This is a genomic window from Caulobacter zeae, from assembly GCF_002858925.1.
GTDB lineage: Bacteria > Pseudomonadota > Alphaproteobacteria > Caulobacterales > Caulobacteraceae > Caulobacter > Caulobacter zeae.
Window position 1 is genome coordinate 104,901 of sequence record NZ_PJRS01000038.1, and the last position, 15,821, is coordinate 120,721.

Here is a 15,821-nt window from a genome sequence, read left to right on the forward strand (position 1 = left end):
CCCAAGGAGAGCCGTGAAATGCAGCGGACCCAGGAAATCACAATGTCAAAGCACTATCCGATCAAGGCCGCCGTGGTGCGCGAACCGCGCGCGCCTCTGGTGCTCGAAGACGGCCACATCGAAGCGCCCCGGCCCGACGAGGTGCTGGTGCGGGTGGTGGCCAGCGGCGTGTGCCATACCGACATGGTCGTGCGCGACCAGCTGTTCAAAACACCCCTACCGATGGTGCTGGGCCACGAGGGCGCGGGCATCGTCGAGGCGGTCGGCGAGGCCGTCACCGAGGTCGTCCCGGGCGACCATGTGGTGATGACCTACATGTGGTGCGGCCATTGCCACACCTGCGAGAGCGGCCACCCGGCCCACTGCGAGAACATGGGGGCGCTGAACTTCGGCGGCGGTCGCCTGGACGGCTCGCACGCCACCACCGACGCGCAGGGCCAGCCCGTCCACGACCACTTCTTCGGCCAGTCGTCGTTCTCGACCCTGGCGCTGGCCAACGAGAAGAACATCGTCAAGGTCGACAAGGACGCGCCACTGGAGCTGCTGGGTCCGCTCGGCTGCGGCATTCAAACCGGCTCGGGCGCGGTTCTGCAGGCGCTGGGCGTCAAGCCGGGCTCCAGTTTCGCCGCGTTCGGCACGGGCGCGGTGGGGCTGGCGGCGATCATGGCCGCCAAGATCGCCGGCGCCACCAAGATCATCGCCGTGGACGTCACGCCCAGCCGCCTGGATCTCGCCAAGAAATTGGGCGCGACGCACGTCGTCAACAGCCGTGAGACCGACCCGGTGGCGGCGATCCGCGAGATCACAGGCGGCGGCGCGGACTACACCCTGGAATGTAGCGGCCGCGCCCCGGTCCTGCGCCAGGCCATCGACGCCCTGGCGGTCCTGGGCCAATGCGGGATCGTCGGCGCCACGCCCGAGGGGACGGAAACCCCCATAAACATCAACGACCTGATGATCCCCGGCCGGCGGATCGTCGGCATCGTCCAGGGCGACGTCGTCTCCAAGATCTTCATCCCGATGCTGATCGAGTTCCATCGCCAGGGGCGCTTTCCCTTCGACAAGCTCGTGCGGTTCTACCCCTTCGACCAGATCAACCAGGCCATCGCCGACTCCGAAGCCGGCGTGACCATCAAGCCGATCCTGCGGATGCCCGCCTGATCGCCCGCTGTCTCACCAAGGACCTCTGTCATGGAAACTGAACTGACGATCGACAATACCCGGCGTCCGAGCGCCTCGGGCAAGACCTTCGAGCGCCGCGGCCCGGTGAGCGGCGAGCTCGTCACCACCGCCGCGGCCGCCACGGTGGCGGACGCTCAGGATGCGGCCGATTCCGCCGCCGCGGCCTTCAAGACCTGGTCGCGCACCGGTCCGACGCAACGCCGAGCGATCCTGCTCAAGGCCGCCGACATCCTGGAGACCAAGCTCGAGGCGTTCAAGTCGGCCATGGCGCTAGAGATCGGCGCGGCCGAGGCCTGGGCCATGTTCAATGTGATGGGTTCGGCGGCCCTGTTTCGCGAGGCCGCCGGCCTGACCACCCAGATTCAGGGCGAGACCATCCCGACCGACAAGCCCGGGACCCTGTCGATGACGCTGCGCCAATCGGCCGGCGTTGTGTTGTCGATCGTACCGTGGAACGGGCCGGTGCTGCTGGCCGCCCGGGCGATCGCCTATCCGATCGCCTGCGGCAACAGCGTGGTGTTCAAGGCGTCCGAAAGCAGCCCCATGACCCACGCCCTGATCGCCGAGGCGCTTTACGAGGCGGGCTTGCCGGCTGGGGTGCTGAACTTCCTGACCAACGCTCCTGAAGACGCCGCCGACGTCATCGACGCCCTGATCGCCCATCCGGCCGTGCGCCGGATCAACTTCACCGGCTCGACGCGGGTCGGCCGGATCATCGCGCAGAAGGCCGCCACCCAGCTCAAGCCCTGCCTGCTGGAGCTGGGCGGCAAGGCGCCGTTCGTGGTGCTGGACGATGCGGACCTGGACGGGGCGGTCAACGCCGCCATTTTCGGCTCGTTCCTCTATCAAGGCCAGATTTGCATGTCGACCGAGCGCTTCGTGGTCGACAGCAAGGTGGCCGACGCCTTCGTGGGGAAATTCGCTCAGCGCGCCGCGGCCCTGCCGGTCGGCGATCCGGCCAATGGCGCAGCCTGCGTCATCGGCCCGGTGATTTCCAAGGCCTCGGGCGGCCGGATCAACGGCCTGATCGACGACGCCCTGGCCAAGGGCGCGGTCCTGGCCGCCGGCGGCAAGGCCGATGGCGCGATCATGCCCGCCACCATCGTCGACCATGTGACCCCCGGCATGGAGATCTATGACGAGGAGACCTTCGGCCCGATCACCACCATCGTGCGGGTCGACGGCGTCGAAGAGGCCGTGCGGGTGGCTAACGACACCCCTTATGGCCTGTCCTCGGCGGTGTTCGGGCGCGACGTCACCCGCGCCCTGGACGTGGCCTCGCGCATCGAGGCCGGCTGCGTGCACATCAATGGCGCGACGGTCCAGAACGAGCCGCAGGCTCCCTATGGCGGCATGAAGCAGTCCGGCTATGGCCGCTTCGACGGCCGCGCGGTGATCGACCAGTTCACCGAACTGAAGTGGGTCACCATCGAACAGGCCAGCCAGCCCTACCCGTTCTAGGCTGGCCTGGGCGGCGCGCATCCTCCCCATCCCCCCAAAGGGATGCGCGCCGTCCACTCCTCTTCACTTTTCGCCCAAGCCCCCAGGTCCGCGATCCGGGGGACGCACCCGTAGAAAGTCCCATGCGCCCTACCCGCCGCACCGCGCGCGCCGCGCTCGCCGCCCTGCTGGTCTCGACCCTGCCGCTCGTTGGTTGCGCGGGGATGGGCGGCGTCGCGCCCAGCCAGGCGCGCCTGACCGACCCATCCCGTCTGGCCGCATCCAGGACCCTGGAGGGGGTGACCTTGTCGCCCGCCGCCTGGCCGGCAAGCGACTGGTGGAAGCGCTATGGCGACCCTCAACTGGACGCCCTGGTCGCCGAGGTCCTGGCAGACAACCCCAGCCTCGGGGCGGCCCAGGCCCGCATTGACCAGGCCTTGGCGCTGAGCGGCGCGGCGCGGGCTGCGCAAAACCTGCAGGCCAATCTCAACGCAAAGGCCACGCAGCAACGGTTCAGCGGCCACAGCACCACGCCCCACCCGCTCGCCGGGTCCTGGGACTGGTTCAACGACGCGACCCTGGCGACCAGCTACGATCTGGACTTCTGGGGCAAGAACAAGAGCCTCATCGAGGCGTCGCTCGATCGCCTTCACGCCAGCCAGATCGACAGCCAGGCCGCGCGGCTGATGCTAGCCTATTCGACCACCCAGGTCTATTTCCGCCTGGCCCAGGCCCATGATCAGCTGGATCTGGCCGAGAGCGTGGTCAAGCAGCGCGAGGACACGCTCGAACTGGTCCGCCAGCGCGTGGCCGCAGGGCTGGATTCGACCGTCGACCTCAAGCAGGCCCAGGCCGCCCTGCCCCCGGCGCGCCAACAGGTCCTGACCCAGCGCGAGGCGGTCGACCTGGCGCGCTCTCAGCTGGCGGCGCTGACCGGAAAGGGCCCAGACCGCGGCCGCGCCGTGCAGCGCCCGAGCCTGTCGCTGAGCCAGACCCTCGCCCTGCCCGCCGACCTGCCTGCCGAACTCCTGGGCCGACGCCCCGACGTCGTGGCGCAGCGCTGGCGGGTTGAGGCCTCGGCCAAGGACATCAAGGCCGCCAAGGCGCAGTTCTACCCCAACATCAGCCTCAACGCCTATGTCGGCTCCCAGAGCCTGGGGCTGGATCACTGGGTCCAGGGCGGCAGCGCCATCGCCGGCATCGGGCCGGCCCTGACCCTGCCGATCTTCGACGGCGGTCGTTTGCGCGCCAATCTGGGCGCGCGCAACGCCGAGCACGACCTGGCCGTCGAGCAGTACAACCAGACCCTCGTCGAGGCGATGCGCGACGTCGTCGACCAGATCACCGCCCAGCAGTGGTTCGATCAGCAGAGGGCCGAGCAGGTCGATGCGGTCGAGACGGCCGAGGCGGCCTATGACCTGGCTGTACAACGCTACCGCAGCGGCCTGACCCCCTACCTGCAGGTGCTCATCGCCCAGAGCCAGGTCTTCGCCCAGCGTAAGCAGCTTATCGACCTGCAGGTTCGCGCCTTGCAGCTGGACGCCAACCTCGCCCGCGCCCTGGGCGGCGGCGTGCTCGACAGCTGATCTCCTCATTCCTCAAGCCTTGAAATCCATGACCCAGACACAGCCTCCCGCCGGCTCGCCCGCCGCACCTGGCTTTTTCGCCCGCCATCGCGCCAGCACCGCCCTGGGCCTCGTTCTGCTCTGCGCCGGTCTCTATTTCGGCGGCCGCGAGCTCTTGTGGGGCCGCGACCTGCAAGTCACCGAGGACGCCTATGTCGAGGGCAATGTCGTCCAGGTGACGCCGCAGACCACCGGCACGGTGGTGGCGATCGCCGCCGACAACACCGACCGGGTCATGGCCGGCCAGTCGCTGGTGCGCCTGAACGTCCTTGACGCGCAGCTGTCGCAGGATCGCGCCGAGGCGCAACTGGGCCGCGCCGTGCGACAGGTTCGCGGCCAGTTCGCCGCGGCCGCCCAGATGCAGGCGACGATCGACCAGCGCCGCGCCGACCTGTCGCGCGCCCAAGCCGACTACGAGCGACGCGCGCCGCTGGGCAAGACCGGCGCGATCTCGATGGAGGAGATCCGGCATGCCGAGGAAAGCCTGCGCGCGGCCCAGGCGGCCCTGGTCGCCGCCCAGCAACAATATGCCGGCAGCCAGGCGCTGATCGACGGCATGGCCATAGAGGCCCATCCGGACGTTGCGGTCGCAGCCGCCCAGGTGCGCGAAGCCTATATCGCCGTCCATCGCGCCCAGCTGAAGGCGCCGGTTTCAGGCATGGTCACTAAGCGCGCCGTGCAGGTCGGCCAGCGGGTTACGCCGGGCGCGGCCTTGATGTCGATCGTGCCCCTCGACCAACTTTGGGTGACCGCCAACCTCAAGGAATCCCAACTGGCCAATCTGCGCGTCGGCCAACCCGTGCAGCTGAGCGCCGATATCTATGGCGGCAAGCTGCGATACTCCGGACGGGTCGTCGGCCTGGACGCGGGCACCGGCAGCGCCTTTGCCCTCCTCCCAGCGCAGAACGCCACGGGTAACTGGATCAAGACCGTTCAGCGCGTTCCGGTCCGCATCGCGCTGGATCCCGGCCAGCTGCGCGACAACCCCTTGCGCATCGGCCTGTCGATGCGCGTGGAGATCGACACACGCGGCCATCGCGGCGTCAGCATCACCCAGGCGCGGTCCCGCCAGGCCCAGGCTTATGCGACCGCGATCTTCGACGATGAGGACGCCGGGGCCCAGGCGCAGGTGCGCCGGATCATCGCCCGCAACCTCACGCCTGCGTCGGCCCCACGCTCATGAGCCGCGCCGCGCCACACCCCGGCGCCCGGCGGCTGACGATCCTGCTGCTGACCGCTCTGGAGTTTCTGCAGTCGGGCATGGTGGCCTTCGCCGCCGGCCCGATCATGGGCGAGATCGGCGCCTCCCCGGAGGAGTTCAGCGTCGCGACGGCCGGCTACGCCGCCTTGGCGGTCCTGACCATCGCCAAGCAGCGCTGGCTGGTCGAGCGCCTGGGCTGGCGCCGCTACGTCCAGCTTTCGCTGACCATCTTCGCGATCGGCGCCATGGTCTGCGCGCTGAGCCGGGGCTTTGGAGAGTTTTTCCTGGGCCGTTGCGTAATGGGCCTGGGCGGGGCCGCGTTCATGACCTCCGGCCGGGTCATGGTGCAGCACTTCGCGCCGGGGCCCCAGCGGTTCGGGGGCATCAAGTTCTTCGCCTCGGGCCTGGGAGGCGGCATCGCCCTGGCCCCAGGTCTGGCGGCCCTGGCCGTGGCCGGGGACGCCTGGAACGCGATCTTCGTTATCCTGGCCAGCCTGGCGCTGGCGACCGCCATGGTGGCCAGCTTCGCCCTGCCCTCGGAGCCGGCCGCGCCCCACGAGCGTAGCCAGTCCCATCCCTTTCTGGCGCTTTCGTTCGGCGCGGGCAGCTTCTTGCTGCTCTTCGTCCTGCAGCGCGCCCAGTACGACTTCTACAGCAATCTTTCGCTCCTGCTGCTGGGGCTGGGCGCGGCGGCGCTGCTGCTCTGGCATCCGTTCTGGCTGATGCGCGGTCACGCCCGGCCGCTGCTGGCGCTCAAGCCTTTGGCCCAGAAGCGCTACGGCGTCGGGCTGGGGATCTATTTCGTCGCCTATGTCGCCCTGGGAGCCAACACCTACATGCTGCCCGTCTTCATGCAGAAGACGTTGGGCTTTGCTTGGCAGACGGTGGGCGGTTTCCAGACGCTGGGCTTGTCGGCCGCCCTGCTGACCTGGTTGGTCATGGCCAAGACGCTCCCCCGCTGGCCAAAGCCGAAGAAGTATTTCGTGGCCGGCTTTCTGGCCTTGGGCGCCTTTGGACTGCGGCTGTCGGGCCTGACGGGCGGGGCGGATCTTTGGCGCCAAGTCTTGCCGGCGCTGTTGCTCAACGGCGCCTTCATCATGTTGCTGATGGCCACCACGGCCAATCAGACCTTCCGCGACTTCCAGCAGCATGAGGCGACCATGACCAGCGCCCAGCAGCTGAAGAACATGGTCGGCCAGATCGGCACGTCGGTGGGCGTCGCGGTCGCCACAATTCTCCTTCAGTGGCGCACTACGGCCCATTACGCGGTCCTCAACAACCGGTTCACCGCGGGCGATCCCGCCTTCGCCCCGGCGGCGCAGAACCTCGCAAACGCGCTGGACGCCCACATGGCCCCCGGTCAGGCCAGCGCCGCGGCGCTGGGACAGCTGGCCCAGCAGCTGGCCCAGCAGGCCAGCCTGCTGGCCTGTCTCGACTACTTCGTGGTGATCGCCGTTGTTGGCCTGGTCGGCGCGGCGGTGATGGCGCTGCAGCGCGTGATGGAATAGCGTCCGCGCACCCGATCGCGCGCTGGCTCGGCGCGCCCGTCAATCAAGCCGTTTGGTAGGGAATGGACCGTTTGCAGGCCATGGCCGTGTTCGTCCGCACGGTGGAGTTGGGCTCGTTCAGCGCCGCGGCGGACGCATTGCTGATGTCGCCCCAGCTCGTGGGCAAGCACGTGCAAAGGCTCGAGCAGCATCTAGGGGTTCAGCTGCTGTTACGCACGACGCGGCGCCAGAGCCTGACCGACTTTGGCCGAACCTTCTACGATCGCGCCAAGATCATCCTGGCCGAGGTGGAAGCCGCCGAGGGACTGGCGGCAGAGACCCAGGCGGCCCCGACCGGACGCCTGCGGATCAACGCCCCCGTGAGCTTTGGCATGAACACCTTGGCGCCGGCCCTCCCCGACTACATGAAGGCCCATCCTCAGGTCGCGGTGGAGCTGACGCTCAGCAACCGCGCTGTCGATCTCGTCGACGAGGGCTACGACGCGGTGTTTCGGATCGGCGTTCTGTCCGATAGCCAGTTGATGGCCCGCGCCCTGGCCCCCTACGAGTTGGTGCTCTGCGCCGCGCCCGCCTATCTGGACGGACGAGCGCCGCTGACCTCGCCGCTCGATCTGCAGGAACACGAATGTCTCGGCTTTTCTCATACCGAGTTGCGGTCGCACTGGACCTTCGAGGGACCTGAAGGCCGCGTGGTCGTTCCCGTGTCGGGACGCCTTATGGTCGATCATGGCGAGCCGCTGCTGTGCGCCGCCCTGGCCGGGCTGGGCGTGCTGCTTCAGCCGGCGGAGGTCGTGCGTGCGCCGATCGCGCAGGGGCGGCTCGTGCGACTGCTCGAGGACTACAAGGCGCCCCCTCGCCCCCTGCACCTGCTCTATGCGCCGGACCGTCGCGTGACGCCCAAGCTTAGGAGCTTCATCACCTTCGCCGTCGAGCGGTTCGGCTGACCCACGCGCTGGCCGCCCGCGCGCTTACTCCGCCGACAGGAGGATCCGCCCCACCTGCCCGCCCGCCTCGAGCCGTCGGTGGGCGGTCTGGGCCTGGCGGAGCGGCAGGATCTCATAGGGCGGCGGCGACAACACGCCGGCCTGGAGCCCGGCGCAGAGCGCCGCCACCGCGCGTGCGAGCGCGACCCCGTCTAGCGTTTCGGTGGAATAGCCGGTCAAGACCACCGGCCTGATGAGGTCCCACGCATCGAAGGCGACGTCGCCGCCGCCGACCGCGCCGACGAGGCAGAGCGTCCCGCCATCGACCAAGGCCTGGACGCAAGGGGCGAAGCCCGCCCCCCCGACCGTGTCGAAAATCCCGTCATATTGCTTGACGCCCAGCATAGCCGGGCCGCCTCGGTCGACGACGATGGCGCGCCGGGCTCCCTGCGCGAGCACGCGGTCGACCTGGTTCTGGCGCGTGACCAGACCATGGACTTCTGCGCCGAGCACCTTGCCGATCGCGACCGCCGCCGAGCCGACGCCCCCCGCCGCTCCGGTCACCAGAAGACGCCTGCCCGTCAGCGGGCCCAGGCGGCCCAGACCTTCAAAGGCGGTGACCCCGGCCAGGCCCAACGCCGCCACGCTCGCCAGATCCAGATCCGGCGGCAAGGGGCATACGGCGCTGGCCGAAACCGAGACGAACTCGGCGTAGGCCCCCGGGTGTTCGGCGCGCACGCCGCCAAGCCCCTGCATCATGGTGATCACCGTCTGGCCGATCTCCAGATCCATGACGCCATCGGCAAGCTCGACGATGTCACCGACGAGCTCGACACCGGGCGTGTAGGGAAAAGGCTTGGCCGACCGGATCGGCCAGATCCCCGCCCGGATCTTCAGGTCGGTATGATTGACAGCCGCCAGGCGCGTGCGGATCCGGACCAGTCCCGGCGTTAAAGGCGCCAGTCCGCCTGCCCGCCAGGTGAGGACCTCAGGGCCGCCATACCGGTCCATGACGATGGCGTGGGCGACTTGCGGTTGGGCCATGACAATCTCAGCTTTCGCGCCTGTGCGGCTCGGCGGCCTGGGCAAGGTCCATCCGCCCGCTAGGGAGCCTTGCGGCCACATATCGCGCCACCGACTCGACCTGTCGCGGATCGATGCTGTGCCCGTGTTCGGGGATCTGCTCGAATTGGACTTCCGCGCCGATCGCTCGCAGGGCGCCGGCGGCGTGTTGAGCATCGCTCAGGGCGATGACGCGGTCTTGGGCGCCGTGGCTCATGAAGACGGAAGGCCGGGGCCCTGGATGCGTCAGCAACGGCCCCGCCGCCAGGCGTCCAGCGAGCGCGACGATCGCGGCGGGCGGCTGCTTGGCGGCCGCCGCCAGATGCAAGGCCAGGATCGCGCCCTGGCTGAAGCCGGCCACGACGGCGCGCTCGAGCGGCACGCCGACCAGCGCGCAGGCTTCGTCCAACAGGGTCTCGATCGCCGGCAGGGCCGCTTCGACCCGCGCCTTGCGATTGTCTTCGCTCACGCCCCTGACGCTGAACCATTGGCGCCCGCCAGGTCCCATGTCGAAAGGCGCAGTTCCGTCGGGCGCGAGAACGGCCGCGTTCGGCAGCCGCGCCGAAAGCAGACTGGCCAGCGGCCGCATCGCCTCGGCCGAGGCGCCCACGCCGTGCAGGAGCAGGACCAAAGCGTCGGCCTGCGTCGACGGCCCGAACCGGAGAACGGTCATTGAGAAACTCCAAAACTATAGACGTCCATCCGCAGCACCCCGTGCGTGGTGCTGGCGTGCAGCCGCTCGACGCGGGGATCCGCGCCCCCGGCCCCCAGCGCCACGTAGAGCGGCAACAGATGCTCCTCGGTGGGATGGTTGCGGGTGGCGAAAGGCGCCAGCCGGCGATAGTCGAGGAGATCGGAGGTTCGGTTCTGGCTGAGCGCCAGGTCGAACCAGTCGGCGAAGGCGCTGACCCACTCTGGCTCGGCATGACCGACGGCTTGGCGATAATGGCGAAACTGGGAAAGGTCGTGGGTGAACGACCCCGATCCCAGGATCAGCACGCCTTCCTCCCGCAGCGGCTGCAGGGTCCGTCCGAGCGCGAGGTGATAGGCGGGGCCAAAACCGCTCTGCACCGACAGCTGCACCACCGGAATGTCCGCGTCGGGAAACGCCAGGAGCAACGGCGTCCAGGCGCCGTGGTCCAGCCCTCGGCGCGTGTCCTGAGCGCAGGCCAACCCCTGGGCCGACAGGAGCGCGCCGACCCGCTGGGCAAGGGCTTGCGAGCCCGGCGCGGCGTATTGCAGCTCGTAGAGCGCACGCGGGAAGCCGCCGAAGTCGTGGATCGTCTCGTTGGCGTCCACGGCGTTCACGGTGGGCACGGCCGTCTCCCAGTGGGCGGAAATCACGAGGATCGCCTTGGGCCGTTGCGGCAGATGGCCGGCAAGGCCCTTCAGGAAGGTTTTTGCCGGCGCGTCGGTCATTGGCAGGGTCGGCGCCCCGTGACTGACAAAGAGCGAGGGAAGCATGGAAATCTCCAGGTCGGCAGGCGTCGTCGTCGCCTGCGATCCTCTCAGGCCTTGTTGATCTTGCCGGGATTGAGCGCGAAGGCGCCGTCCCCGGCCAGGGCCAGGGCGAGCAGGGTCGCGATCCAGAACGCCGGATACTCCCAGCCGCCCTTAGGCGCGTCGAAGAAGAAGCCGTTGCGCCCGTGGACCGTGATGATCGAGCCGAACAGGATCACGCTCATGCCCAGCGCGACCGGACGGGCATAGACCCCCAGGACGAGCGCCAGACCGCCGAGCACCTCCGCGGCGATGGTCAGATAGGCCACAAAACCCGGCACCCCGACGCTCTGGAAGAACATGGCGGTTCCGGCCGGCGTGAAGACGAAGATCTTCAGCGCCGCGTGCGCCAGGAAGAGTGCGCCGGCGACAGCGCGCAGGCCAAAGAGGCCATAGGGGGCAAGACGGGTGTCGATCATCTGGAGCGATCCTCACAAAGGGCTCGTCGCGAGCCGTTGTCTGCAAGATGCGCTCGATCGGCGGCCGGCGGGATTGGCCAGATCCGCGATGCAGATATGCAAAAATGCAGAGGCAAGCGGGTGTCGAACCTCCGCCCACGAGGGCGGACGGAGGTCCGACGACTGGCCGCTAGTCCGCCAAGCCGAGCTGCTTCATGTAGCTTTGGTTGTCCCAGAAGAGGTACTCCTCGCTCATGACGCCGGCCTTGTTCCAGTGGCCGATGGTCGCCATGGGCAATTTGAAGCTCTTGCCGTTGGGCTGGATCACTTTGCCGTCGGGCAAGGTCATGGGTTGGGTGAAGGTGCCTTCCATCACCCCCATCACAGTCGTCCACTCGCCCTGCGCCACCTTGATCGGGTGAACCTTGATGCGGGTGTCGGGCGCGTAGGTGAACATGTACTTCAGGTCGTCGATGTGCTTGTCCAGACCGCGCTCGACATGGCCGTCGGGCCAATAGACGACGATGTCCTTGGCATGGCTTTCGGCGAGACGATCCCACTTTTGATTCGAGAAGACATCGAAATCGAGCGTGTCGAAGGTCTTCAGGTTGGCCGCGGCGATAGCCTGGGCGGTCTTGTAGTTGGCAAGTTCGGCGTCGGCCTTTGTCTGGGCCGCCGCGGCGCTCGCCGACACGGCCATGGCGGCGACGAGGGCGATCAAGCGGGTCTTCATGGACGGAGCTCCTGAGCATGGCGCGCTTTGGCGCCGCCAGATCGGTAGATCCGGATCGGTTGGCGGTGGATTGGCCAAGTTCGCCTGCCGACTCTGCAAAAACGTGTAGGGTGATCTTTGGAGGGACCATGCTCGAGTGGGATGACCTACGCAGTTTTCTGGCCATTGCCCGGCATGGGAACCTTTCCGCCGCGGCCCGCGCGCTCAAGGTTACGCAGACCACGATGGGGCGTCGCCTAGAGGGCCTTCACGCCAAGGTCGGCGCGCGCCTGCTCCAGCGCACGCCGACAGGGTTCGTCCTGACGCCCGCGGGCGAACGCGTACTGGCCAGCGTCGAGCGAATGGAAGCCGAGGCGCTGTTTGTCGAAAGAGCGGTCACGGGCGAGGACGCCAAGATCGCCGGTCAGGTGCGGATCACCACGGTCGAGTCGTTTGGCGCCCGCATTCTGACGCCCTTGCTCAAGCCCCTGCTCGATCGACAGCCCGAGCTCGAGATCGAGTTGATCACCGACACGCGTTCGCTATCGCTGTCGCGGCGCGAAGCCGACGTCGCTCTGCGCCTGGCGGAGTTCGAACAACATGAAGCCGTCGTACGCCGGGTCGGCGACATGGCTTTCGGCCTCTATGCGAGCCCGGGCTACCTGGAGGCGCGCGGCCAGCCCGACCTCGCCGCCGGATCGCCGGGGCACGCCAGCGTGACCTTGCAGGAGGACCTGGCTTTGCTCCCCGAGGCCAGGACCTTGGCGCAGGTTGCCCGCGAAGGTCACGTGGCGCTGCGCGCCAATAGCCGCGAAGCTCAGCTGCAGGCCGCGCTGGCCGGCTTTGGCCTGACGCTCCTGCCCTGCTATCTGGCCCTGGAGCAGAACCTGATCGAACTTCCACTGCCCGAAGGACGACTGATGCGCGGGATCTGGCTCGGCGTTCATCGCGACACGCGCCACACGCCCCGGATCCGCCTGGTGCTCGACCAGTTGGGGCAAGGCCTTCGCGAACGCGCCGAGGTTCTAAATCCCCCAACGGCCCCCGCGACGCAATCGGGTCCGGCCGGGACTTGAGCCCCGACCGGACGGTCCGATCAACGATCCAGGAAGGCCTGCAGGTCGGCGGCGAACTTCTGGGGGTTCTTGAACATCAGGAAGTGGTCGCCCTGCTCGGCCTTGCTGTAGACGTGAAGCTCAGCCTTGGGGATCACCGATTGCGCCCAGCGCTGACTGGGAACGTTGGCGCTCCACTCGCCCGTGAAGATCGCCGTGGGCCGATCGATCTTATGGACGACGACATCGCGCCAATCGTTGGTCAGGTGATCGTACATGACGCGCTTGAGCGCGTTGGGATCATTGCTGATCACGGCGTTGGCGAAGGCCTCGGAATTGGCGAACGCGGGGCTGTCGCGCAGCATCAGACGCGAGAGCAGGTTGGGATCATCCGCAGACGGATGGGCCGGGGGCGCTTGATTGAGCGCCGCGATCAGGGGTTCGGGCGACGGGGCGATGGCGCCGGCGTCCCTGCGCGTGGTTTCGGACCAGTCGGCGTGCGCGACGATCGAGATCGGCTCGTCGACGAAGCACAGCTTGCGCACGCCCTTGGTTCCGAAGAGGTCGATGTAGCCCCAGATCACGGACGCGCCCATAGACCAGCCGCAGTAGTCCGCCGTTTCCAGGCCCAGGTGGTCGCTGAACTCCTTGAGGTCTGTCGAGAAGCGCGCGATGCGCGCGCCGTATTCGACACGCTGCGACAGGCCCTGGTTTCGCGGGTCCAAGACGTAGACGTGATAGGATTTGCTGAGGATATAGAGCAGATTGACGTACTCGGCGCCGTTGGCTGACCAACCCGGCACGAACACAAGCGGCCGCCCCTTACCCGCTTCCCAATAGGCGAGCTTTACCCCGTCACTGGTGGTGAAGCTGTTGATCTGCAGGTCGCGAAAATCGGAGAGCTTGGCGGGCAAGCCCGCGACCTGGTTAGGGAAGGAAAAGTCCTTGCCCAAGACCGCGGTGGCCGGCTCGGCGCCTGCAGGCGCGGCCGCCAGCGCCAAACTGGCGAGCAGGCCGATCAATGAGATTCTGAACATGGGAGACTCCTTTGAAGCTCGCGGCTCCATGAGCCCGGCTCAAAACGATAAATCGCCGCGCCGTTGCATGATTTGAAACGGCAGGCGCCGAAGAGGCCCGCCCCTGCCTCAAATGAACCTTGGCCTTGACGTCAGGCATATACCGACGCGTTTCGCGTCTCCCCGAGCCGCGCTTGGCGCAACACCAGCGCTATCGCATTCGCCAGTATCCATATGGGCCACTCGCCCGCTTGTCTCGGTGATCGGCTAAGCGCCAAATGCTGATGCCTTGGCTTACGATGGCGGCGAGGGATCAGTCGGTCTGCTGGATGCGTAGATTGCGAAACCGCGCCAGAGTGCCCGACTCAATCCACAGGCCCACCCCGCCACGCTGACCAGCACCCAGTTTGAGGTCTTCGATCTGCATTACCGGCTGGTCTTTATGGTTCAGATAGAGCTTGGCGGACACGCCCTTCACGACCAGACGGTAGTGCGTCCATCTTCCCGGCGCGATCTCGGCCTGGGTTTCATAACGACCCGGGGCTTCCCGGCGTAGACGATCAAAGGTCCAATCTGGATAGGCGAAATACTGGACCGCCCGGCCTTTGCGGACGGGGTCATCCGTCGGGCCGTTGGTGGGGCGCAGATAGACGTTCTCAAAGCTGCGATCGGCGCCGATCCGAAACGACACGCCAACGAACCCTCGGGCATAGGCAGGGGCGTCGGCGGCGGGCTCCCCTGAAATCTCTACCTCGATCACGCCGTCGTGGAAGTCCATGGGCAGCCAAGCCATGAACGCGCGATCGGTCAGGATCTCATGCGCCGGGTCCTGATAGGCGGCTGCCGGCATTCTCATTTCGAATGCAGGTTCCCCCTTGTACGAAACCTCCGCGAGACTGACGCCCGAGAGCTGGAAATCGCTGGCCCGATAGCTCTGACCATGCGCCAGGGTAGCGTAGGCCAAGAACGCCGCGGTCAGAATGCTTGCTTGCCCGCTCACACGTGGTCCCTTTCGGTTGGATCGGCTGGGCTCCGGTATGATCCGCCGCCTGGCTAGGAACAATCGCCCTTTGGCGCATTCATTTACGCCGCAGCGTTTCAAATCCTCTCTCGCACCCTCCCGGATCGACGGGGGTCGAAGAGGAAATGACGCGCCGCGCGGTGACGATCTTCCCAAGCACCAGTGGCTCGAGGTTTGGGATGAAGGGCCGCCGCCACGGCTTGACCGTGCCCCTAGGCGATCGCCCCTTCCCCTCCGTGGGCAGGATGCAAATAGCGTCGCGTCGAAAGCTTCACGAAAGGCTGGCTTCTCATAGCCCAGGACACCGCCATGGAGTCCCCCGCGATGATGCTTTGCTCTTCGTCCTCCCCCCGCCGCCGAGCCCTTTGGCTGAGCACGGCTATACTTGCCCTATGCGCTCCGGCCGCGGGGGTCGCACAGACGCTCGATGATCCGGCCGTTCGCGCCCCGTCGGCAGGCGGCCAGCGCGCCACCCCGGCCAACGCCGATGACGACCAGGATCTGGACGCCTCGGCCGCCCCGGCCGATCCTTGGGAAGGCTTCAATCGCCAGGCCTTCAAGTTCAATCGCGGCCTGGACCGCTATGTGACCGGCCCGATCGGACGCGGCTATATGAAGATCACGCCTAAGGCGGTGCGCCATCGCGTCGCCTCGGTCGTCACCAATCTGGGCGAGCCGGGCACGGCGATCAACGACCTGGCCCAGGGGCGTCCGCGCGCCGCCGGCGTGACCACCTCGCGCTTCCTGATCAACTCCACGGTCGGCGGCCTTGGATTGTTCGACGTCGGCGCCAAGGTCGGCCTGGAGGGCCACGAAGCCGATTTTGGCCAAACCCTGGGTCGCTACGGCGCCAAGTCCGGCCGCTATGTCGTCCTGCCGCTCCTGGGACCCACCACCGTCCGCGACGGCGCGGGACGGTTGGTCGACACCATGACTGATCCGGTCGCCCTGGCCACGGCCGGCGGCGCCAATAGTTTTGGCATGATCCGCGGCGGCGTCACGGCCCTCGACGCGCGCGCGAATTCGGACGGCTTCTTGCGGGCGCTGGACGAGGCGGCCGACCCTTACGCGATGATGCGATCGGCCTATCTGCAGAACCGCGCGGACATGGTCCGTCAGGCCAGGGGCGGCGTACAGGTCCTGCCCGACTTCGACGCGGCGAGGATCGAGCCTTGAGC

At 67.5% G+C, this 15,821-nt stretch carries 15 protein-coding genes; 8 read left to right on the forward strand and 7 right to left on the reverse strand.

Annotated elements, in window-relative coordinates:
* Positions 1 to 42: 42 nt before the first annotated feature.
* The 6 genes from SGCZBJ_RS17930 to SGCZBJ_RS17955 all read left to right on the forward strand — a co-directional run bounded on the left by SGCZBJ_RS17930 (position 43) and on the right by SGCZBJ_RS17955 (position 7,900).
* Positions 43 to 1,161 carry an NAD(P)-dependent alcohol dehydrogenase gene (locus SGCZBJ_RS17930; RefSeq protein WP_205685418.1) on the forward strand — a complete coding sequence of 373 codons (1,119 nt, stop codon included), beginning with the start codon at positions 43 to 45 and terminating at the stop codon, positions 1,159 to 1,161.
* Between the two features lie 30 nt (positions 1,162 to 1,191).
* A complete protein-coding gene (locus SGCZBJ_RS17935; RefSeq protein WP_101719328.1) occupies positions 1,192 to 2,643 on the forward strand; it encodes an aldehyde dehydrogenase in 1,452 nt (483 codons plus the stop codon).
* A gap of 122 nt (positions 2,644 to 2,765) precedes the next feature.
* On the forward strand, positions 2,766 to 4,208 hold the full coding sequence (locus tag SGCZBJ_RS17940; RefSeq protein ID WP_101719329.1) for an efflux transporter outer membrane subunit: 1,443 nt from the start codon (positions 2,766 to 2,768) through the stop codon (positions 4,206 to 4,208).
* 28 nt (positions 4,209 to 4,236) lie between these two features.
* Complete coding sequence (locus tag SGCZBJ_RS17945) at positions 4,237 to 5,430, forward strand: HlyD/EmrA/EmrK family protein (RefSeq protein ID WP_101719330.1); 1,194 nt, start codon at positions 4,237 to 4,239, stop codon at positions 5,428 to 5,430.
* Positions 5,427 to 6,956 (forward strand): MFS transporter, encoded by a 1,530-nt coding sequence (locus SGCZBJ_RS17950; RefSeq protein WP_101719331.1) that lies wholly within the window; start codon positions 5,427 to 5,429, stop codon positions 6,954 to 6,956. Before SGCZBJ_RS17945 ends, SGCZBJ_RS17950 begins: the two co-directional genes overlap by 4 nt.
* Before the next feature lie 62 nt (positions 6,957 to 7,018).
* Positions 7,019 to 7,900 (forward strand): LysR family transcriptional regulator, encoded by an 882-nt coding sequence (locus tag SGCZBJ_RS17955; RefSeq protein ID WP_101719332.1) that lies wholly within the window; start codon positions 7,019 to 7,021, stop codon positions 7,898 to 7,900.
* A gap of 24 nt (positions 7,901 to 7,924) precedes the next feature.
* On the opposite strand, the gene SGCZBJ_RS17960 is transcribed toward SGCZBJ_RS17955, so the two are convergent.
* The 5 genes from SGCZBJ_RS17960 to SGCZBJ_RS17980 form a co-directional block, all read right to left on the reverse strand.
* Entirely contained in the window at positions 7,925 to 8,923 is a 999-nt protein-coding gene (locus SGCZBJ_RS17960) for a quinone oxidoreductase family protein (RefSeq protein WP_158278109.1), read from the reverse strand.
* Between the two features lie 7 nt (positions 8,924 to 8,930).
* Positions 8,931 to 9,614, reverse strand: coding sequence for an alpha/beta hydrolase (locus SGCZBJ_RS17965; protein ID WP_101719334.1), 684 nt, complete (start codon positions 9,612 to 9,614; stop codon positions 8,931 to 8,933).
* A complete protein-coding gene (locus SGCZBJ_RS17970; RefSeq protein WP_101719335.1) occupies positions 9,611 to 10,405 on the reverse strand; it encodes a DODA-type extradiol aromatic ring-opening family dioxygenase in 795 nt (264 codons plus the stop codon). The genes SGCZBJ_RS17965 and SGCZBJ_RS17970 overlap by 4 nt, the downstream gene beginning before the upstream one ends.
* A 44-nt stretch (positions 10,406 to 10,449) precedes the next feature.
* Positions 10,450 to 10,860, reverse strand: a complete 411-nt coding sequence (locus SGCZBJ_RS17975) for a DoxX family protein (RefSeq protein ID WP_101719336.1) — start codon at positions 10,858 to 10,860, stop codon at positions 10,450 to 10,452.
* 169 nt (positions 10,861 to 11,029) lie between these two features.
* Positions 11,030 to 11,560, reverse strand: coding sequence for an ester cyclase (locus tag SGCZBJ_RS17980; protein WP_199229328.1), 531 nt, complete (start codon positions 11,558 to 11,560; stop codon positions 11,030 to 11,032).
* 140 nt (positions 11,561 to 11,700) lie between these two features.
* Between SGCZBJ_RS17980 and SGCZBJ_RS17985 the strand changes: the two genes are divergently transcribed.
* Positions 11,701 to 12,627: a LysR family transcriptional regulator gene (locus tag SGCZBJ_RS17985; protein WP_165799364.1), complete on the forward strand. Its 927-nt coding sequence runs from the start codon at positions 11,701 to 11,703 to the stop codon at positions 12,625 to 12,627.
* Positions 12,628 to 12,647: 20 nt separating this feature from the next.
* Here SGCZBJ_RS17985 and SGCZBJ_RS17990 read toward each other — a convergent pair whose 3' ends face one another.
* Positions 12,648 to 13,628, reverse strand: coding sequence for an alpha/beta fold hydrolase (locus SGCZBJ_RS17990; RefSeq protein ID WP_205685419.1), 981 nt, complete (start codon positions 13,626 to 13,628; stop codon positions 12,648 to 12,650).
* 307 nt (positions 13,629 to 13,935) lie between these two features.
* Positions 13,936 to 14,622, reverse strand: a complete 687-nt coding sequence (locus SGCZBJ_RS17995; RefSeq protein WP_199229327.1) for a 3-keto-alpha-glucoside-1,2-lyase-like domain-containing protein — start codon at positions 14,620 to 14,622, stop codon at positions 13,936 to 13,938.
* A gap of 345 nt (positions 14,623 to 14,967) precedes the next feature.
* On the opposite strand from SGCZBJ_RS17995, the gene SGCZBJ_RS18000 reads away from it, so the two are divergent.
* Entirely contained in the window at positions 14,968 to 15,819 is an 852-nt protein-coding gene (locus SGCZBJ_RS18000) for an MlaA family lipoprotein (RefSeq protein WP_240621559.1), read from the forward strand.
* Positions 15,820 to 15,821 lie beyond the last annotated feature (2 nt).